18 protein-coding genes are annotated in these 19,136 nt (G+C 71.9%); 7 read left to right on the top strand and 11 right to left on the bottom strand.

The features are described 5' to 3' along the window. Nucleotides 1-129: 129 nt before the first annotated feature. From FB558_RS20635 to FB558_RS20620, 4 genes are read left to right on the top strand one after another with little or no spacing between them, the layout of a single operon-like run. Nucleotides 130-2,196 (top strand): hydantoinase/oxoprolinase family protein, encoded by a 2,067-nt coding sequence (locus FB558_RS20635; protein WP_142055887.1) that lies wholly within the window; start codon nucleotides 130-132, stop codon nucleotides 2,194-2,196. Next, nucleotides 2,193-3,935: a hydantoinase B/oxoprolinase family protein gene (locus tag FB558_RS20630; RefSeq protein WP_170231434.1), complete on the top strand. Its 1,743-nt coding sequence runs from the start codon at nucleotides 2,193-2,195 to the stop codon at nucleotides 3,933-3,935. The genes FB558_RS20635 and FB558_RS20630 overlap by 4 nt, the downstream gene beginning before the upstream one ends. Next, nucleotides 3,932-4,981, top strand: a complete 1,050-nt coding sequence (locus FB558_RS20625; protein WP_142055883.1) for a dipeptidase — start codon at nucleotides 3,932-3,934, stop codon at nucleotides 4,979-4,981. The genes FB558_RS20630 and FB558_RS20625 overlap by 4 nt, the downstream gene beginning before the upstream one ends. A 16-nt stretch (nucleotides 4,982-4,997) precedes the next feature. Beyond that, nucleotides 4,998-5,396 (top strand): RidA family protein, encoded by a 399-nt coding sequence (locus FB558_RS20620; protein WP_142055881.1) that lies wholly within the window; start codon nucleotides 4,998-5,000, stop codon nucleotides 5,394-5,396. Between the two features lie 70 nt (nucleotides 5,397-5,466). On the opposite strand, the gene FB558_RS20615 is transcribed toward FB558_RS20620, so the two are convergent. After that, entirely contained in the window at nucleotides 5,467-6,861 is a 1,395-nt protein-coding gene (locus tag FB558_RS20615; RefSeq protein WP_211366708.1) for a dihydroorotase, read from the bottom strand. A 134-nt stretch (nucleotides 6,862-6,995) separates the two neighbouring features. Between FB558_RS20615 and FB558_RS20610 the strand changes: the two genes are divergently transcribed. Then, nucleotides 6,996-7,895, top strand: coding sequence for a LysR family transcriptional regulator (locus FB558_RS20610; RefSeq protein WP_142055879.1), 900 nt, complete (start codon nucleotides 6,996-6,998; stop codon nucleotides 7,893-7,895). 10 nt (nucleotides 7,896-7,905) lie between these two features. Here the strand turns inward: FB558_RS20610 and FB558_RS20605 are convergent, their stop codons facing one another. From FB558_RS20605 to FB558_RS20595, 3 genes are read right to left on the bottom strand one after another with little or no spacing between them, the layout of a single operon-like run. Next, complete coding sequence (locus FB558_RS20605; RefSeq protein ID WP_142055877.1) at nucleotides 7,906-8,880, bottom strand: LLM class flavin-dependent oxidoreductase; 975 nt, start codon at nucleotides 8,878-8,880, stop codon at nucleotides 7,906-7,908. Between the two features lie 2 nt (nucleotides 8,881-8,882). Beyond that, nucleotides 8,883-9,839 (bottom strand): alpha/beta hydrolase, encoded by a 957-nt coding sequence (locus FB558_RS20600; protein WP_142055875.1) that lies wholly within the window; start codon nucleotides 9,837-9,839, stop codon nucleotides 8,883-8,885. Further along, a complete protein-coding gene (locus FB558_RS20595; RefSeq protein WP_170231433.1) occupies nucleotides 9,821-10,591 on the bottom strand; it encodes a GntR family transcriptional regulator in 771 nt (256 codons plus the stop codon). The genes FB558_RS20600 and FB558_RS20595 overlap by 19 nt, the downstream gene beginning before the upstream one ends. Nucleotides 10,592-10,734: 143 nt before the next feature. Here FB558_RS20595 and FB558_RS20590 point away from each other — a divergent pair, with 143 nt between their 5' ends. Then, nucleotides 10,735-11,490, top strand: coding sequence for a GntR family transcriptional regulator (locus tag FB558_RS20590; RefSeq protein WP_142055871.1), 756 nt, complete (start codon nucleotides 10,735-10,737; stop codon nucleotides 11,488-11,490). Here FB558_RS20590 and fgd read toward each other — a convergent pair. The 7 genes from fgd to FB558_RS20555 all read right to left on the bottom strand — a co-directional run bounded on the left by fgd (nucleotide 11,427) and on the right by FB558_RS20555 (nucleotide 17,749). After that, a complete protein-coding gene (fgd, locus tag FB558_RS20585) occupies nucleotides 11,427-12,446 on the bottom strand; it encodes a glucose-6-phosphate dehydrogenase (coenzyme-F420) (RefSeq protein ID WP_142055869.1) in 1,020 nt (339 codons plus the stop codon). The two genes, FB558_RS20590 and fgd, sit on opposite strands and share 64 nt — an antisense overlap. A gap of 85 nt (nucleotides 12,447-12,531) precedes the next feature. Continuing rightward, nucleotides 12,532-12,873, bottom strand: a complete 342-nt coding sequence (locus tag FB558_RS20580) for a hypothetical protein (protein WP_142055867.1) — start codon at nucleotides 12,871-12,873, stop codon at nucleotides 12,532-12,534. Continuing rightward, entirely contained in the window at nucleotides 12,870-13,712 is an 843-nt protein-coding gene (locus FB558_RS20575) for a DODA-type extradiol aromatic ring-opening family dioxygenase (RefSeq protein ID WP_142055865.1), read from the bottom strand. The genes FB558_RS20580 and FB558_RS20575 overlap by 4 nt, the downstream gene beginning before the upstream one ends. Beyond that, nucleotides 13,713-14,582 carry an amidohydrolase family protein gene (locus tag FB558_RS20570; protein WP_211366707.1) on the bottom strand — a complete coding sequence of 290 codons (870 nt, stop codon included), beginning with the start codon at nucleotides 14,580-14,582 and terminating at the stop codon, nucleotides 13,713-13,715. It abuts the gene before it with no gap. Further along, nucleotides 14,579-15,859, bottom strand: a complete 1,281-nt coding sequence (locus FB558_RS20565; RefSeq protein ID WP_142055863.1) for a CaiB/BaiF CoA transferase family protein — start codon at nucleotides 15,857-15,859, stop codon at nucleotides 14,579-14,581. Before FB558_RS20565 ends, FB558_RS20570 begins: the two co-directional genes overlap by 4 nt. Continuing rightward, the gene (locus FB558_RS20560) at nucleotides 15,849-16,898 is read right to left on the bottom strand and encodes an alcohol dehydrogenase catalytic domain-containing protein (RefSeq protein WP_142055861.1); all 1,050 of its coding nucleotides are present in this window, start codon (nucleotides 16,896-16,898) and stop codon (nucleotides 15,849-15,851) included. Before FB558_RS20560 ends, FB558_RS20565 begins: the two co-directional genes overlap by 11 nt. Continuing rightward, complete coding sequence (locus tag FB558_RS20555) at nucleotides 16,895-17,749, bottom strand: ABC transporter ATP-binding protein (RefSeq protein WP_142055859.1); 855 nt, start codon at nucleotides 17,747-17,749, stop codon at nucleotides 16,895-16,897. Before FB558_RS20555 ends, FB558_RS20560 begins: the two co-directional genes overlap by 4 nt. A gap of 274 nt (nucleotides 17,750-18,023) precedes the next feature. On the opposite strand from FB558_RS20555, the gene FB558_RS20550 reads away from it, so the two are divergent. After that, entirely contained in the window at nucleotides 18,024-19,103 is a 1,080-nt protein-coding gene (locus FB558_RS20550; protein ID WP_142055857.1) for an ABC transporter substrate-binding protein, read from the top strand. Nucleotides 19,104-19,136 lie beyond the last annotated feature (33 nt).

The raw sequence follows: 19,136 nt of genomic DNA, 5'->3' as shown, positions 1-19,136 counted from the left end.
GTCCGACCCGTGCGACATGGAGGCTGTGCCGAACGCATGAAGTCGTGCCGAACCTCGTGCTGATGATCCGAAGACCGTGCCCGGTACGGCCCAGATACTCGGCGGACGAACCCGAGGAAGGGAGCGCCAGTGCCCGCATCCGGCAAGGCATCCAGATCCCGCGTCGCGGTCGACGTCGGGGGGACGTTCATCGACTTCGTCATGCTCGACGAGGTCAGCGGAGAGCTGGTGATCGAGAAGCAGCCCTCCACCTCGTCGCGTCTGGTGGAGGAGTTCCTCGCAGGCCTCGATCGACTTCCCGTCCAGGTGGCGGGGATCGAGCGGATCTTCCACGGGACGACCGTCGCGATCAACACGATCCTGCAGGAACGCGGGGTGACCGTCGGTCTGATCACCACGGACGGCTTCCGCGACGTCCTCTCGCTGGCGCGGGGCGGCCGCCCGGAGATCTACAACCTGTTCCACCGGCCGACACCCGCACTGGTGCCGCGGGACATGCGGGTCCAGGTGCGGGAGCGGGTCGCCGGCGACGGGACCGTCGTCCAGCCGCTCGACGAGGTTGGGCTGCTGGAGAGCGCCGATCTCCTGGTGCGGCGCGGAGCGGCGGCGATCGCGATCTGCTTCCTCCACTCCTACGCCAACCACGAGCACGAACGACGCGCTGCCGAGCTGGTCCGGGAGCGCTACCCGGAGATCGCCGTCACCGCGTCGAGCGAACTGGTCACCGAATGGCGGGAGTACGAGCGCACCTCGACCACCGTGCTGAACTCCTACGTCCAGCCGAGCTTCCAGCGCTACATCTCCGACCTGGTCGCGAACCTCGGTTCGCGCGGCTACTACCGGCCGGTCGCGCTCATGCAGTCCAGCGGCGGGGTCATCGCCGAGCACCTGGCCGCCCGCAAACCCATCCGGACCCTGGAGTCCGGCCCGGCGGGCGGCGTCATCGGCGCCGCGGCGCTGGCCGCACAGCTCGGCCACCGGAACGTCATCTGCGCCGATGTGGGCGGGACCAGCTATGACGTCGCGCTCATCGAGGACGGACGGATCCTGGAGCGGTCCGAGACCACCGTCGACGGCCGCCCGGTCCTCGGCCCCACCATCGACATCGTGTCGATCGGCGCCGGCGGCGGCTCGATCGCCTGGATCGACCACCGCGGTGCCCTGCAGGTGGGGCCGCGCAGCGCCGGTGCGCACCCCGGCCCGGCCGCGTTCGGGCTCGGCGGTACGGAACCCACCGTGACCGACGCCCACCTGCTGCTCGGCCGGCTCGATCCGCAACGATTCCTCGGGTCCCGGATGCGCCTCGACCCGGACGCCGCGACCGAGGCGATGCGCTCCCGGATCGCCGAGCCCCTCGGGCTGTCGCTCGAGCAGGCCGCCGCGGGCACCCTGGCCATCGCCGAGACGAGCATGACCTACGCGATCCGGGCGGTGACCGTGGAACGCGGGCTCGACCCGCGCGACTTCGTCATGTACTCCTACGGCGGGGGCGGCGGGCTGTTCGCGGCGGCGGTGGCCGAGCACTGCGAGGTCGGGACCGTGGTGGTCCCGCAGGCCCCGGCGAACTTCTCGGCCTGGGGCATCCTCAGCTCGGACTACCGCGAGGACGCGGTGCTCACGCGGGTCCTGCCGCTGGACGAGCCCCATTCCGACGAGGTCATCAAGATCGTCTCCGCGCTGGCCGCCGAGGCGACCGACCAGCTGGCCCAGTACGGATTCACCGCCGAGTCGCTGGTCACCACTCACCAGCTCGACGTCCGCTACACCGGCCAGGACGCCACCATCCCGGTGGCCCTCGACGTGGGCTGGCTGGAGTCGGGCGAGCTGCTGCGCACCCAGGTGCGCGCGGCGTTCGTCGGCGCCCATCGCCGGCTCTACGGGCACGGCTCCGCGGAGGCCCCCCTGGAGCTCGTGCACAGCCGCGCCAGGGTCGTCGGCCCGGTCACCCGGCCGAGTTGGCCGTGCTGGACGCAGCGGACCGAGACCGGACCGCACGACGTGCGGCCGGTCCACTTCGGCTCGGCGTTCGTCGAGACCCGGATCTACGAACGGGAGGCGCTCGCGGCCGGCCAACGGGTGCCGGGCCCAGCCGTCATCGAGGAATGGACGACGACGACCGTCGTGCCACCGGGTTGGACCGCCGGGGTCGACGACCTCGGCAACTTGATCATCGAGCGATCGGGGTGCGAGGCATGAGCGGTCCGGACGTCGACATCGTCACCGTGGAGATCATCCGCAACGGCATGACGTCGGCAGCGCTGGAGATGGCCAGGACGTTGCGGCTCACCGCCTACAACCCGCTGCTGTTCGAGTCGCAGGACTACGGGCTCGGCATCGTGTCGCCCGACGGCCAGATGTGGGGCGAAGCGCCGGGCGTCGCCGCTTTCATCGGCTGCCTCGGCGACACCGTCCGGACCGGCGTCGCCGCGCTCGGGCTCGACGGGTTCGACGAGGGCGACGTCGTCATCGTCAACGATCCGTACCTCAGCGGCACCCACATCTCCGACACCACGGTCTACCTGCCGATCTTCCACTCGGGCCGGATCGTCGCGTTCTCCTCGGCGACGGCGCACTGGGCGGACGTCGGCGGCAAGGAACCCGGCGGGTGGTGTCGCGACTCGACGAGCATCTTCCAGGAGGGGATCTGCTTCAACCACCTGAAGCTGGTCGACCGGGGCCGCCGCAACACCGAACTGTTCAGGCTGATCGCGGCCAACGTCCGCTTCTCCGACCTGGTGACGGGTGACCTGGAGGCCAAGCTCGCCGCCGCCCACCAGGGTGCGCTGCGGGTACAGGCCTTGTGCACGAAGTACGGGGCGGACGTGGTCACGGACGCGATGTCGGCGGTCATCGAGCGCACCGATGCCGCGGTCCGGCAGAAGATCGCCAAGATCCCCGACGGCAGCTACGACGCGACCATGTGCCTGGACTCCGACGGCGTCGTGGAGAACGACCCGGTCCGGCTGGCGGTGAACCTCCGCGTGTCCGGTGATCGGATGACGGCGTCCTTCCGCGGCACCGACCCCACCCGGGGCGGACCGGTCAACCTCAACCCGATCGTCGCGAAGAGCGCGGTGCGGATCGCGCTCAAGGCGCTGACGATGCCGACCGACCCGACGAACGAGGGCCACTTCCGCGCCCTCGACTTCGAGATCGAGCCGGGCACCGCGCTGACCGCGCAGCGCCCCGCGCCGTGCGACTCCTACGGCTACGCCGTGGTGGCCGTGATCGAACTGTGCGTGCAGGCCATGGCCGAGGCCCTGCCGGACTCGTGCCCGGCGGGCGGCTCCCAGCTCACCGGCATCGCCATCTCGCGATCGGACCCGCGGGACGGCAGGCCGTTCATCTTCAGCGACCCCGTCGACGGCGGAACCGGCGGGCGGCCGGACGGCGACGGCGCCGTGCTCAACGTGATGGGCAACGGCGACGTGCCGAACACCCCCGTCGAGATCATCGAAAACCGGTACCCGGTGCGGATCGAGCGCTTCGAGTACGCGCCGTCGGTCGCCGGCGCCGGTCGCCGGCGCGGCGGCCCGGGCATCCGCCGCGACTACCGCATCCTCGAAGCCGGTCTCCATCTGAACGTGGTGCTGGAGAACACGCAGGACGTGATGTGCCGGGGGATGGACGGCGGCAGGCCCGGCAGGCCGGCACGGGTGGTCGTGCGTCCCAGCACCGCGGGCGAGGTGGTCGTCACCAGGCACGACAGTTCACACCCGCTGGGGGTCGGTGACACGTTCACCGCCGTGACGTCCGGGGGCGGCGGGCTGGGCGACCCGTTCACCCGCGACCCCGCCGACGTGCTGCGCGACGTGCGCGGGGAGTTTCTCAGCGCCGACGACGCGGCATCGGTCCACGGCGTGCGGGTCGTACAGGACCGCGGTGCCTGGCGCATCGACGAGCTGGCCACCGCCGGACTGCGAGCGGCCCGATGACCCGGTTCGCCGACGCCCACAACGACCTGCTGCACGAGGTCGCCCACCGCGCACACGAGCCGAACCCGTTCGGCCGGCACTGGCTCGGCAAGATGCGCGACGGCCACGTGGCGCTGACCGTGTGCGCTGTCGCCTGCGGGCTCGAGCAGCTGCCGGAGGGCGGGCTCCGGGTGGCGTTGCACCAGTGCGGCGCCTTCCACCGCGCGCTGCGGGAGAACCCCGCCGACCTCGTCTGGGCCCGCGGTGCCGGTGACCTGGCCGAGGCGGAACGCGAGGGCCGGATCGCGCTCGTGCTGAGCATGGAGGGCGTCGAGCCGTTCGGGTACAGCGCGGCACTGCTGGAGCCCTTCATCGCCCTCGGCGTGCGCATGGTCGGCCTGACCTGGAACCGGCGCAACCCGTTCGCCGACGGCCTGCAGGAGCACGACAGCGACGGCGGCCTGAGCAGGCTCGGGCGCACCCTCGTCGACGCGCTGGTCGAACGGCACATCGCCATCGACCTCGCGCACGCGAGCCCCCGCACGGTCGACCAGGTGCTTGCGCGGGCCGCCTGTGGGCACCTGCTGGTCAGCCACGCCGGGTGCCGGTCCGTCTACGACACGTCGCGCAACCTGAGCGATGCCCAGCTGACCGCGATCGCGGCCGCGGGCGGGCTCATCGGCGTGATGCCGCACCCGGTCACCCTCGGCATCGGGGACGGAGGGGCGACGCTCGACAAGGCGGTGGACCACCTCGACCACGCCCGTCGGGTGGTCGGCGTCGACCGGCTGGCGATCGGGGCCGACTTCACCCGCCAGCTCGTGCGCTCCGGAGGGCTGCACATCCCGCCGGACATCATCATGCCCGAGGGGATGGCACCGGACGCCGCGGTCGAGGGCCTCGAGGGGCCCCACCACTTCCCGTACCTCGCCGATCGCATGCAGGCGCGCGGCTGGTCGCGGGCCGAGTGCGACGCCGTGCTGCACGACAACCTGCGCGCCTTCCTCGACGGCGTGCTCGACCACCACGAACCGAGCTGCCGGCCGAGCCCGGCCGGCCACCGCTGACCCCGGGAGCGAACGCATGCGAACCAACATCGACATCGGCACCGCGAAGGGTGCCTACACCTCGCTCGTCATCGCAGGCGACATCGGGTTCGTCGCCGGGCAGGGCGGTCTCGACGAGAGCTCCTCGGTGGTTCCCGGCGGCATCGAGGCGGAGACCGCGACCGCACTGGGCAACCTCGAACGAGTCCTCGCCGAGGTCGACGCCACGCTGGCCGACGTGGTGTCGATGACCTGCTACCTCGCCGACCTGGACGACTGGGCGGCGATGGACGCGGCGTACCGGAGGTACTTCGGCGACCGCGCGCTCCCGGCCCGGACCGCCGTCGGGGTGGCGGCTCTGCCGTTCGGCCTGCGCGTCGAGATCACCGCGACCGCCTACCTGCCGGGGGGTCGCGGCGGAGGTCGCCTGCGGTAGCCGGCCCGACCATTCCGCTGGGTGCCGCTACCGGGGCCGTCCGGATCCACCCGGACGGCCCCGTTCCGCCTCAGGCGAGGGTGCGGACCGCAGCGGCTTGGCGCCCGTGTCCGGGCTCGGCCACCACCACCCCGTCGGCGAACACCGTCGTCCCGCGCACCAGCGTGCGACGGGGCACGGTGGTGAGCCGGACGCCCGCGTAGGGCGTCCAGCCGATCTTGCTCAGCACCTCGTCGTCGGTGATCTCGTGGTCGGCGGACGGGTCCACGACGACCAGGTCCGCGTCGTGCCCGACGGCGATCCGCCCCTTCCCGGCGAGCCGGAACAGGTCGGCGGGCACGGAGCTGGTCGCCCCGACGACGCGTTCGACGCTGATCAGGCCCTCCTGGGCCGCGGTCAGGAGCATCGGCAGGAAGAACTGCGTGGACGGGGTGCCGGTGTGGGCCTTCCAGCCGTCGGTCCAGCCGATCTCCTTCTCGTCCCGCGTGTGCGGGGCGTGGTCGGTGGCGACGATGTCGATCGTGCCGTCGCCCAGGCCCGCCCAGAGGGCGCCGGTGTTCTTCTCCGGCACGTAGTAGCTCAGGGCGTAGGAGCCCCACTTCTCGATGTTCTCCCAGCGGTTGCCCAGGAACAGCGCCCACGGGTTGATCTCCGCGCTCACCTTCTGCCCGCGCGCCTTCGCCTGGCGGATCAGCTCGACGCTGCCCGCGGTCTGCACGTGCAGCAGGTGCAGGTGGACCCCCGTGGCCTGCTGCATCCGCAGCAGGGTCGCGATGGCCGTCTCCCAGATCAGTCCGTCGTGGGCGGCGTAGGCCTTCGCGTACGCCAGCGCGTCGCGCTCGCCCCGGTCCCAGAACCGCTGCTCGATGTGGTCCATCAGCTCCTGGTCGTGGGGATGCACCATCAGCGGCACGTCGGCCGCCGCGCAGGCCTCCATGATCGCCATGAGCTGCCCGTGGTCGTGGACGCCGATACCGGGCATGTGCGGGTAGTCGCGGCCGGTGTCGACCACCATGAAGACCTTGAACGCCGCCACGCCCATCGCCGCAAGGCCGGGGATCTCGGTGACCACGGTGCCCGCGGGGTTGACGTTCCAGTCCACCAGCGCCCGCTGCCGGTACCGCTCGAAGAGCGCCTCGAGGCGCTCGGTCGTGTTGGGCGGTGGCTGGATGTTCGGCATCGCCACGGTCGTGGTGACACCACCCGCGGCGCAGGCCCGGGTCACCGTGACGATGTCCTCCTTGTACTCGAAGCCCTCGTCCGTGCCCTCGCGGTGGTGGCTGTGCATGTCCACCGCTCCGGGCAGCACGAGGCACCCGCCGGCGTCGATCACCTCGCGGGCCTCCGGCTCGGCGCCCGGGGCGTAGAGGCCCACCACCCGTCCCCCGTCGATGCCGACGGATGCCTGCTCACGACCCCAGTCGTGGACCACGGTCCCGGCCCGCACCACAGTGTCGATCGCCACGCTCGCCCCTCCTCCACGCGGGCCGGGCGGCCCGTCGATTGGATCCACTATGCAGGCGACTGCACCTGCGGGAGTGACACAGCCGATATCATTTGCGGAGAAGTGATAGCGAAATCAGATCGCGGAGGCGGTACATGGACCTCGTGGACCTGCAGGCCTTCCTGGCGGTCGTGGAGCACAACGGCTTCCGGCGCGCCGCCGAGGCGCTGTTCGTCTCCCAGCCGGTCGTGACGCGCAGGATCGGCCGCCTCGAACAGGAGCTGGGAGTGGCCCTGCTGGAGCGCGGTGCATGGGGCGTGCGGCTGACCGGCCACGGCGAGGCGCTCGTCGACGGTGCCCGGCGCGTCCTGGACATGGCCGACGAGGTGCGGGCCGCCACGGTGGGGGCGAGCCCGGCGTCGATCAGGCTGGGGTGCAGCGCCACCGCGGCCGGCAGCTACCTCGCCGCGTTCCTCTCCGACTGGATCCCCCGCCACCCCTCGACCAGGGTGACCATGATCGAGGACGGGGCGCACCGGATGCGGCGCAGGCTGGAGGCCGCCGAGTGCGACGCCGCGATCATCGCGGCGCCGGTACCGCCGACGTTCGAGAGCCTGCCCATCACCACGGTCACGGTCCAGGCGGTGCTGCCGGCCCGGCACCGGCTCGCCGCCGGCAGCGGTCCCCTCGATGTCGCCGAGCTCGACCGGGAGCTCGTGCTCGTCAACGGCCGCTCGTTCCTGTCGACCGAGCTGTTCCTGTCCGCCTGCCGGGTCCAGGCGGTGGAGCCTGACGTCGTCTACGAGTGCAGCGTCGGGCAGACGCTGGCCGCGCTCGCCGAGGCCGGCCTCGGCGTCGCGATCATCAGCGACACCGTCGACCGGCGCGGATTCGACCTGACCACCCGCCCGATCTGCGACGCCGAGGGCCACCCGCTGCAGTTCGACCTGCACGTGGCGTGGGCGCGCAACCGGTCCTCGGAGGTCGTGGCCGCCTTCGCGCGCGAGCTCTCCGACTTCACGCGCCCGATGCGCACCCGGCCGGCCCGCACGTGAGTGGGCCTGCTCAGCGCAGCTTCGGCAGTACCTCCGTGCCGAGCAGCTCGATCTGCTCGAAGAACCGGTCGAACTTGAAGCGGAAGTCGAAGACGAGGTGCTCGACCCCGAGGTCGGCGAACTTGCGCACCTCGCGGACGGCGTCGTCCGGGTCGCCGACGATGAGCTGGCCCTCGAGGTCCTCCACCGTCTCGAAGCTGCCCGAGGGCGGCTTCACCGCGAACTTCGCCTTGTTCGCCCAGGCGAGCAGCCCGGGGATGTTGACGTGCCGCAGCGCCTCTTCGCGGGTCTCCTCGATGCTGGTGGGCGGGATGACCGCGACCGTCGGTGTCGCGCGGCCCTTCTCCTGCGACAGCTCCTGCATCGTCGTGATCCGCTTGGCCAGCGTGGCCATCGAGATCCGGCCCGGCATCCACCCGTCGCAGAACTCCACGGCCAGGCGCGCCGAGCGCGGTGTCGCCCCGCAGTACCAGAACGGGACCGGGCCGCCGATCGGCTTCGGCTCGATCGTCACGTCGGAGAACGAGAACACACCGTCGTCGTAGGTGACGTCGTTCTCGGTGAACACGCGGCGGAGGATCTCGGCGTTCGAGCGCACCAGCTCCACGCGGTCGTGGTGGCCCCAGCCGATGGCCTCGAACTCGTGGTCGAAGGTGCCGGCGCCGAACCCGAGGATGAGCCGCTGCCCCACGAGCTGCGTGATCGTGCCCGCCATCAGGGCCGTGACCAGCGGGTGGCGGAACGGGATGAGCGACCCGGTGCCCAGCTCGATGCGGTCGGTGACCGCGCCGATCGCGGTCAGCGTCGTCAGCGCGTCGTAGAAGGTCCGGTTGGGCTTCTCCATCTCGCCGTGCGGCTCGAACACGAGGTGGTCGCGCACCCAGACCGAGTCGAACCCCTTGTCCTCGGCGAGCTTCGAGCCCTCCAGCAGCTTCTCCTTGCTCGCGTGCTCACCGAAGTGGGGCAGCAGCAGTCCGAACTTCATCCTCAGGTCCTCTCGTCAGCGGCGTGCAGGGTCTCGACCTCGTCGAGGGCGGCGTGGCTCGTGGTGACGACGACGTCGGCCGGGCGCAGGTACCGGTCGAACCAGGCGACGATGCGGGGGGTCGTCTGCTCCCAGTACCGGTCGTAGGCGGCGTAGTGCGTGGTGTGCCGCTGCATCACCAGGCACTTCGGACCGCGCGCCGCCTCGTAGAGGCGCTCGGCGTGGTCGGTGGGCGTGGTGGCGTCGCCCTCGACCCCGATGACCATGAGCGGGGTCCTCAGGCGGGCGGCCGCGTCGATCGGCCGGTAGGCGATGATCTCCTCCGCCGCGGCAAGCGGGACCGACGCCGGGATCCGGTCGTCGACGTCGGACTTCACCGTGCTCGCCCGCCGTTCCGGGGTCGGCACCATGATCTCCTCGCGCGGGTGCACGCGCCTGCCCGCACCGGTGCTGACGCGGACCCTGCGGTCCTCCTCCAGCGCCTCCCGGAAGGCCAGCCACTCGTGCTCCTGGCGCATGCGGTGCAGCCAGTCCTCGCCGTCGGCGACCGGCACCTGGCTGACCGCGGCCTTGATCCGCGGATCGGCCTCGGCGAGCAGCACCGCGTTCCCCCCGCCGGTGCCGCCGGTGCCGAACGTGCCGATCGCGTCGGCGTCGACGTCGGCCCGCGTCGTCAGGTAGGTGACGGCGTTGACCAGGTCCTGGAGCTGGCGCGCCGGTGAGAGCACACCGCGGTCGCCCGCGGAGTCCCCGAACCCCCGGTAGTCGAGGATCAGCACCGCGTAGCCGGCCTCGGTGAGCGCTTCGTGGTACCGGACGTAGAGCTTCGCGTCCTTGAGCCCGAGCCAGCCCGGCCCCTGCACGACCGCCCGCCACGGCCCGTCACCGGTGTCCGGGGTGCGCCAGAGGGCCGCGATGCGGTCGCCCTCGCTGTAGAAGGTCACGTCCTGGGTGCGCACGTCATCTCCCTGTCGGGACGGCGGCCGCCGACCGGCCGGGTGGGTGTCGTCGGTGGCTCGGGATCCGCGGCCCGCGTGATGTGGCGGAGCATGCCGAGGACGCCGTCCCGGACGCGTTCGAGGTGCTCGGTGAGGATGCGCTCGGCGCCGTCGGCGTCCGCGCGGGAGACCGCCTCGACGAGGTCGCGGTGGGTGTGCTCGCCCGCCCCGTGCAGGCGCCAGCCGAGCATGTAGCGGCCCACCTTGAGGCGCAGCTGCTCGACCATCTCCAGCAGCTGCGGGTTCCGGTCACCGTCGTAGAGGGCGTGGTAGAAGCGCTTGCGCGACTCGACGAAGGGGGCGCCCTCGGTCTGGGCGTCCGACTCGTCCGCCAGCCTGCGCAGCTCGGCCAGCCGTTCCTCGGTCATCACGGCCATCGACCGCCGCAGCGCGTACGCCTCGAGGACGCGGCGCAGCTCGTAGACCTCGGCGACGTCGTCGGCCGTGGGGGCGCTCACCACGGCGCCCCGCCGGGGTTGGAAGGTGACGAGGCCGTCGGACTCCAGCTGCAGGAGTGCGGCGCGCACCGGCACCCGCGACACCCCGATGGCGTCGGCGAGCGTCTCCTGCCGCAGGCGCTCGCCCGGCTGGAAGGCGCCCGCGAGCAGGGCGTCCCTGAGGACGGCGTAAACCATGTCCCCCACCGACCGGTACCCCGGCGCCATGCGGTGGGCCAGGTCCCGGAGCGCCCGCGTACCGGACTGCGTGCCCATCAGCTCTCCCCCACCGCTGCGCCGACCGCTGCCCATCCTTGCGGACTTCGTATCCAGGATCCAGCTTTCCCCGATGCCCGGCTCCGGCTATTGGATACGAGCCGCCGAGGTCCTGATCGCGCCCCGGGTCTACGCTGCGTCGCGTGGCGCGCAGACGGCCCCTGGAGGACGACGTCCCCGCACTCTCCGACGTCGTGAACCGCCTGTCCGGCGGGTACACGACCGTCGGCGAGCTCGTCTACGCGATCCTGCGCGAGGCGATCCTCACGGGCGCGCTGCAACCGGGGCAGAAGCTGGGTCAGGAGGCCATCGCCGAGGCCATCGGCGTCTCCCGGATCCCGGTGCGCAGCGCGATCATCCAGCTCGAGACCGAGGGGCTGGTCGTCTTCAAGCCGCACCGCGGCGCGGTGGTGGCCACCCTGACCGCGGAGAAGGTGCGCGAGACCTACTCGGTGCGAGCACTGCTCGAGGCGCAGGCCATCAAGCTCGCGATCCGCAGCATGACGCCCGAGCGCGCGGAACGCCTGGTGGAGATGGCCGATCGGCTCGACGACCCGGAGCGCACCAGCGACTTCCTCGAGGACCGCGTGGCCTTCTACCACGAGCTCTACGGCGCCGACGAGAACCCGGTCCTGGTAGGCGTGATCGACCAGCTGCGCAGCAGCGTCGGGCGGGACCTGCTCGGCCTGCGCGTGCACGACCACGCGCACAGCCACCGCGGGCTCGTGGACCTCGTCGTCGCCGGCGACCTGCCCGGGGCGCGGCGCTGGGTCAAGTCGCACCTCGACGCCGTCTGCGCCGGGCTGCTCGCCGAGCTCGACTCGGCCCCCGAGACCTACCCTGCAGCGCACAGGTCCGCCTCCCGCTCGCGCAGGCGCGGCAGGATCGACGACTCGTAGAGATCCAGGAAACGGGCCTGGTCGGGGCCGGGTGCGTGGAACACCAGGTGCCGGAACCCCATGTCGACGTACTGCCAGATCGACTCGACGTGCTCGTCCGGGTCCGACGAGACGATCCAGCGGGAGGCCACGCGCTCGATGGGCAGGGCGTCGGCGAGCCGCTCCATCTCGACGGGGTCCTCGACCCCGAGCTTCTCCTCGCCGGACAGCGCCAGCGCGCCCCAGAAGCGGGTGTCGTGGCGCGCCCGGTCCCGGTCGGGGTCGAACGACACCTTCACCTCGATCATCAGGTCGAGGTCGTCGAGAGCCCGGCCGCCCCGGGCCGCGCCCTCGGCCAACGCCGGCAGCAGCGTGTCGGTGTAGAGGCCGCGCCCCTTGCCGCTGGTGCAGATGAACCCGTCGGCCACGCGGCCTGCGAGGCGGGTCGCCGCCGGTCCGGACGCGGCCACGTACAGCGGCACCGGCTGCTCGGGCCGGTCGTAGATCGTGGCCCGGTCGGTGCTGTAGTAGTCGCCCTCGAACGTCACGCGCTCCTGCGTCCAGAGCTCCCGGATCAGGTGCAGCGCCTCCTTGAGCCGGGCGAACCGCTCCTTGCCCTCCGGCCAGCGCAGGCCCAGCGGCGCCTCGTTCATCGACTCCCCGGACCCGACGCCGAGCACGACCCGCCCCGGGGCGAGGCAGCCCAGGGTCGCGAACGCCTGGGCGATGACGCCCGGGTGGTAGCGGAACGTCGGGGTGAGGACGCTCGTGCCGACCGTCACGGTCCGAGTGCCGGCGACCAGCGCACCCAGCCACGGCAGCGCGGCGGGCGCGTGGCCCCCGTGATGGCGCCACGGCTGCAGGTGGTCGCTCACGAACACGGAGTCGAAGCCCGACCTCTCGGCCCGGACCGCGAAATCGATGAGCTCCCGCGGCGGGAACTGCTCCGCCGATGCCTTGTAGCCGAACTTCAGCATGTGGTGCCTGCCTTCTCCTGAGAACGAATTGGATTCAGGATCCAATGCCTACGCACAGCGGACCGGTCCGCACACGGTGGCGGGGTCAGCTCTCGTAGCTGGGGTGACCGGCCTGCAGGGCCTTGGCGCGGAAGTCCTCGACCAGCTCGGCCCGGCTGACCTCGGGCACCCACACCGCCTCGGCGAAGCTCCAGAGCAGGTAGGGGTGGGCGCCCATCGCGTACAGCGCCCCGTAGTCCCGCGCGGCGAGGGCCTGCCGCTCGGTCTCGGTGAGCGGTCCGCCCCGCGCGACCCACGGGGGCGCCTCGAACCCGCCGCGCTCCACGTAGCGGGCCACGAAACGCGGCGGGTCGGCCACGTAGCCGGCCAGGCTGTCGCGGTCCATGTTGACCAGCCGCATGAAGGCGTTCACCGCGTGCCTGCTCATCGCTCCCCCGCCTTCCACTCCACGAAGGGCGACGAGGCGAACCGGGAGCGCAGGCCCACGGCGTACGCCGCGGGGGCGCCCCCCGCGGCGCCCATCGCCACGACGAAGTTGAGGAACTGCGGCGTCACGTTGCCGGCCGCCAGCATCCGCTCGAGCGTCAGCTCCCGGAAGATCTCCTCCACGTTCCCGTCGGCGAGCCACCGGATCGCGTCCTCGTCGAACTCCGGGTCCGAGGATCCGCGGAACTGCTTGGGCCCGCCGACCTCGGTGGCCAGGTGCCCGCTCGTGACGAGCACGACGCGGCGGTCCAGCGGCGACTCGGCCACCGCCCGGCGGATCACCTCGCCCAGCCGGAAGAACCGCTCGGGCCCCGGGAACGGAGGGGCGATGCAGTTCGTGAAGATCGGGACGACGGCGACGTCCGGCGACGGCGACAGGAACGCGTGGGGCAGGTAGATGCTGTGGTCGGCGCGCAGCTCCTGCGAGCTGGCGAAGTCGACGCCGTGCGCCATCCCGCCGCGCAGCAGGTCGAGCCCCAGTGCGGGGTCGCCGACCAGCACGTCCTGCGGGATCCCGAACTCCCGCTCCTCGTTGAAGAACGTGGTCGGCACCAGGTCGCTGCGGCCGACGAGGAACGTCGGCATGTTGTCGTGGAACCACTGCGTCATGTGGTCGGTGCCGACGACGACCAGCACGTCCGGCCGCAGCTCGGTGATCCGCTCGCGCATCGCGCGGAACGCGTCCCGGGTCGCGAGGAGGTCCGGCTCGACCTCGCCGCGCAGGGTGCGCCACAGCAGGGGGTTGTGCGGGGCGGCGAAGATCCCGACGATCCGGCCCATCTAGTGCTCGAGCCCGAACAGGGTCATGGCGTTCTCCAGGAGGATCTTGCGCCGCGAGGCCTCCTTGATCGCGAGCGCGTCGAAGTCCGACATCCACCGTTCCACGGTCATCACCGGCCAGTCGCTGCCGAACAGCACGCGGTCGGTGATCACGGAGTCCGCGTAGCGCACGACCTCGGGGGGCAGGTACTTCGGCCCCCACCCGGAGAGGTCCAGGTAGACGTTCGACTTGTGCCACACCATCGCGAGGTTGTCGAGGTGCCACGGCCACGCGGGGTGCGCGCTGATGATCTTCAGCTCCGGGAACGCTGCGGCGACGTCGTCGACGTACGGGATCGGACGGGCGTACTCCAGGGAGTAGCCGCCGCCGCCCGGTGTGCCGGCACCGGCACCGGGGAAGCCGCCGTGGAACATCACGACGAGCCCCAGCTCGGCACACGCCTCCCAGATGGGGAAGAAGCGCCGGTCGTTCGGCAGGAACTTCTGGCGAGCCGGGTTGAGCTCGCCGACGCCTGCGATCCCGAACTCGGCGTGGCACCGGCGGATCTCGGCGATCGCCGCCTCGCCCTTCCACGGGTCGATGCCGGCGAACGCGAGGAACACGTCGGGGTGGTCGGCCTGCGCCTTGCCGAGCAGGTCGTTGGGGGCTCCCTTGATCCCGGACGTCGTCTCCGAGTCCGAGTTGACGATGACGGCCATCATGTGCCGCTCGCGGTAGGCGTCGGCCTGCTCGGCGAACGACACCACGGGCCGATCCCGCTTGAAGTGCTGGGCCATCTGGCCGCGCCGGGCACCCATCGCGGCGAGGAACTCCTCCGTCTGCGGGTGGGTGTGCACGTCGACGGCCACCAGGTCGCGGGGGACCTTCACGATGCCGTCACCTCCTCGTCGTCGAAGGACAGCTGCTGCTGTTCGAGCAGGCGCTCGGTGTCCGCCCCGAGCAGCGGCGCCATCCGGTAGGCCGGCCGGCCGCTGCCGTTGAAGACCGTGCTGTGCCGGGGCATCCGGACCTCGTCGCCCGCGGCGTCCGGCGCGGTCGTCACCAGGTCCATGGCCGCCACCTGCGGGTCGGCGAAGAGGTCGGCGACCCGGTTGAGCGGCCCGTGCGGGATGTCGTGCGCGGCGAGCTCGCGCAACCAGTGCTCCCGCGGCCGCCGTGCCGTCTCCCGCTTGAGGATCTCGTCGAGCTCGTCGTAGTGCGCGACCCGGCCTTCCCGCGTGGCGAACCGTGGGTCCTGCGCCAGGTCGGCGCGGTCGATCACGTCGAGCAGCCCGGTCCAGAACTTCTCCGGGACCGACATGTGCACGACGAACGCCAGACCGTCCGAGCCGACGCACGCGTACGCCTGCGCCCGCCGGGGTCGCGTGTCCGGGCCGGCGGTCGCACCCGTCTGGAGGTAGGTCGACGCGGACTCGGTGAGGAAGTCCAGCACGGCGCCGACCATCGAGACCTCGACGTGCTGGCCGGAGCCGGTGACGTGCCGCGCGTGCACGGCCGCCAGCACGGCCTGGACCGCCGACATCCCGGCGAGCAGGTCGGAGAAGGCCGGGCCGGCGGGCCGCAGCGCGTCCGCCGGGATGACCTGGCTGTACATCCCGCCGACGGCCGAGATGACCGAGTCGTAGGCCGGCCGGGTCGCGTACGGGCCGTCCGCGCCGAACCCGGTGATCGAGCAGTAGACCAGGCGCGGGTTGCGCTGCGCGACGACGTCGGCCCCGAACCCGAGCCTGCGGGCGACGCCGGGGCGGAAGTTCTCGATGAGCACGTCGGCCCCGGCGGCCAGCCCGAGGAGGGCGTCCAGGCCGGCGGCCGACTTCAGGTCGAGGACGACGCCGTCCTTGTTGCGGTTGTACGCCGCGAACTGGGGGCTGTAGCCGCTCCCGGTGCCCTCCCAGCGACGCATCGGGTCGCCGGCCGGTGACTCGACCTTGACCACGTCCGCGCCCATGTCGGCGAGCAGCTTCGCGGCGTAGGGGCCCGCGATGTACTGGCCGATCTCGACGACGCGCAGGCCGCTCAGCGGCCCGTTCGCCGCCGGGCCCGATTCGGACGCACTCATCCCGAAGTCCTCTCCTCGTGCTCGCGCCGCCGCGGCGCTCTCCACGTCGTCCGGCAGCAGGGACACCTCGACCGGGTCACGCGACATGGACGACCACCTTCCCCTCGCGCGCCCGATCGCCGATCGCGGCGTACGCCTCCCCCATCTCGGCGAGGCCGAAGCGGCGCCCGACGGCCGGGCGCACGGCGCCGGTCGTGACGAGTCGCAGCGCTTCGGAGACCTCGTGGTAGTCGGCCGACGCCGCACCGATCACCGACTGCCGGTTCAGGTACAGCGCACGGGCGTCCACGCAGACGTCCTTGGCCAGCGAGGCCGAGCACACCACGAGCCGGCCCTTCCAGCCCAGGCACTGCAACGCCGCGCCGATGACGTCGCCGTGGCCGCTCGTGTCGAGGGCGAGGTCGACGCCGGCGGGTTCGAGGCGCCGCACCTGCTCGACCAGCGATGCCGGGCCGTCGTAGTGGACGGCGCGCACGCCGGAACCCGCCACGGCGCGGGAGGTGGAGGCGGCGACGACCCGGGCCCCGACGTGCCGGCCGAGCTGGACCGCGGCGGACCCGACGGCCCCGGTGGCGCCGGTGACGAGGAAGGCGGCGCCGGGGTCGAGGCGGCCACCGGCGCGGAGGGCGTGCAGCGCGATGGGAACGCTGTGCACGGCGGCGGTGGCGACCTCGAAGTCGAGCTGCCCGATGTCGAAGGCGTTCCGCGCGGGAACGGCCGCGTACTCCGCCGCGCCGCCGGCCCGGTGGACGCCGACGACGGTCTGGGACGGGCAGTCCGCCTCCTGCTCCCGGCGGCAGTACGCGCACTGCCCGCAGGAGATGTTCGGCTTCACGACGACCCGCTCGCCCCGGCGGTCGCCGTCGACGCCTGCGCCCTGCGCGACCACCGTGCCCGCCGGGTCGATGCCCAGCACGAGCGGGAGCGGGGTCTGCGCACCGGGACCGAGGCCCCGCATCGTGTTGAGGTCGAGCTGGTTGGCGCCGACGGTGCTCACCGCCACGAGCACCTCGTCGGGCCCGGGCGATGGGGCGGCCACCTCGCACACCCGCACGCCGTCCGGACCGGCGAAGGAGGTCAGGCAGGCCGCCCGCATCAGGCGACCCGTCGGGGCGGCGCCGGTCATCGGATCTCGGTCGCCGCGTTCCGCGCGTCGGTCTCCAGCAGGGTCCAGAGGTGGTTGCGCAGTTCGACGTAGCGGGGGTCCGCCGCCGCCGACCGCTCCGAGCGCGGCCGGGGCAGTTCGACCTCCAACACCTCGGCGATCGAGCCGGGATGGCTGCTGAAGACCGCCACCCGGTCGCCGAGGAGGATCGCCTCCTCGATGCTGTGGGTGATGAACATGACCGTCTTGCCGGTCGCGGCGATGATCCGCTCGAGCTCCCCGCGCATCACCTCGCGCGTCAACGCGTCGACCGCGCCGAGGGGCTCGTCCATCAGCATGATCCGCGGCTCCGCCACCAGCGCCCGCGCGAGACCGACGCGCTGCTGCATCCCGCCGGAGAGCTGCCGGGGGTAGGAGTTCTCGAAGCCGCGCAGGCCCACGAGCTCGATGGCCTCGCGCACCTGCGCGTCGGCGTCGCGGTCGCGCAACCGGGGTTGCATCTCCATCCCGAACCGGACGTTGGCCGCGACCGTACGCCACGGCATCAGTGCGTAGTCCTGGAACACGACGGCCCGGTCCGGGCCGGGTCCGGTGACGGGGACGCCGTCGACGCGGACCGATCCCTCGGTCGCGCGGACGATCCCCGCCACCGTGTTCATCATCGTCGTCTTCCCGCATCCGCTCGGGCCGAGGACGGTGAGGAACTCCCCCGCGTACACGTCGAGGTCGACGTTCTCGATCGCGACGACGGTCCGTCCCCTGCGCCCACCGTCGTAACGGACGCCCAGGTTGCTGATCGAGATCAGCGGCTCACGCGGATCGGGCGAGCCCGGCTCCGGCACGTCGGACTGACGCAGGGTGGAGGCACTCATCGAAGGGATCTCCCATCGGGCGCGGCGGCGCCATGGCGAGGAGGAGCTCGTGCCCGACGGAGCCTACGGGCGCACCCGAGGTGCGGGAAGAGAGATTGGACTCTGGATTTTGGATCCAATGTCCAGCGACGCCACCGTTACCGAACCGTGACATCGGCCGCCTTTACAGCCTCCCCGTTTTGGATACCGTATCCGCCACGAGCGATGCCCCCGATGCGCGCCTCCCGATGGCCTCGCCGCTCCAGCAACGATGACGTCCGGAAGTGGGAAGGTCATGCGCAGGTCGACATCACGAGCCCGGCTCGGCACGGTGGCCGGAGCGGCGGTCCTCGCCCTCCTGGCCGGCTGCGCGAGCGGCGCCCCAGAGCCCAGAACGCCCGTCGACCTCGGGCAGGGCGAGCCCGGGCCGGCCGAGGACACGCAGATCACCCTCGCCATCCCGTTCCCCGACGTCACGATGCACTCGATGTACGCCGTCGGGACCGAGCTGGGCCACTACGCCGAGGAAGGCCTCTCCGTCGAGGTCATCACCGCCGACAACGTGGCCGCGGCCGTCTCGAGCGGCAGCGCTGACGTCGGGGTGGAGAGCGCCGGTTCGGTCATCGAGGCGATCCGCGGCGGCGTCGAGGTCGACGCCCTGTCCGGGCACTTCTGCCGGCAGAACTTCGACTTCGCCACCCAACCCGGCGTCACCGCGATCGACCAGCTGAACGGCACCAACGTCGTGCTCGCCGGCACGAGCGGCGACCCCGCCGAGTTCCAGCGGGCGCTCGCGCTGCGGGAGGCCGGGTGGGACCTCGACAGCGTCGACGCCGAGATCGTCTACCCGGGGCCCGACTCCGCGACGTGGCGCGAGTTCTTCGTGACCGACCGCGTGTCGCTCATCCCGTTCTACGGCGACGACCGCCCGGCCCTGGAGGAGTACGGGGCCGAGATCATCGTGGAGTCGCTGCAGAACTGGCCCAACGACCTCCAGATCGCCGGAAGCGGCTGGCTCGCCGAGAACCCGAACTCGGCGGTGCGGTTCCTGCGGGCGACCATGAAGGCCGCCGAGTACATCGTGGCTCCCGGCGCGGGGCATATCCCCGCGAACAAGGACAGCGTCCTCGACATCTACGAGAAGCACGGCTTCGACGTGGCAGACCTGCGCGTGCAGAACGGCCCGTGGGTGCTCGACGGGCATCTGACCTGCCCGAACCTCTACTTCGGCGAGGAGGCGTGGAACACCACGATCGAGACGCAGAAGCTGCAGCCCCTCGACTTCGCGGCCCACGTCGACCTCGCCTACCTGGAACGCGCCCAGGGGCTCCTCGGGATCGGCAACGACGTGCCCAGCGAGCTCACCTACCCATGAGCACCGCCGACGCACTCACTCCCGCGGAGGCGG

Origin of the sequence: Pseudonocardia kunmingensis, from assembly GCF_006716445.1 — a bacterium.
GTDB lineage: Bacteria > Actinomycetota > Actinomycetes > Mycobacteriales > Pseudonocardiaceae > Pseudonocardia > Pseudonocardia kunmingensis.
The sequence above is the reverse complement of the archived record's forward strand: the minus strand, read 5'-3'. Positions and strand labels throughout refer to the sequence as shown.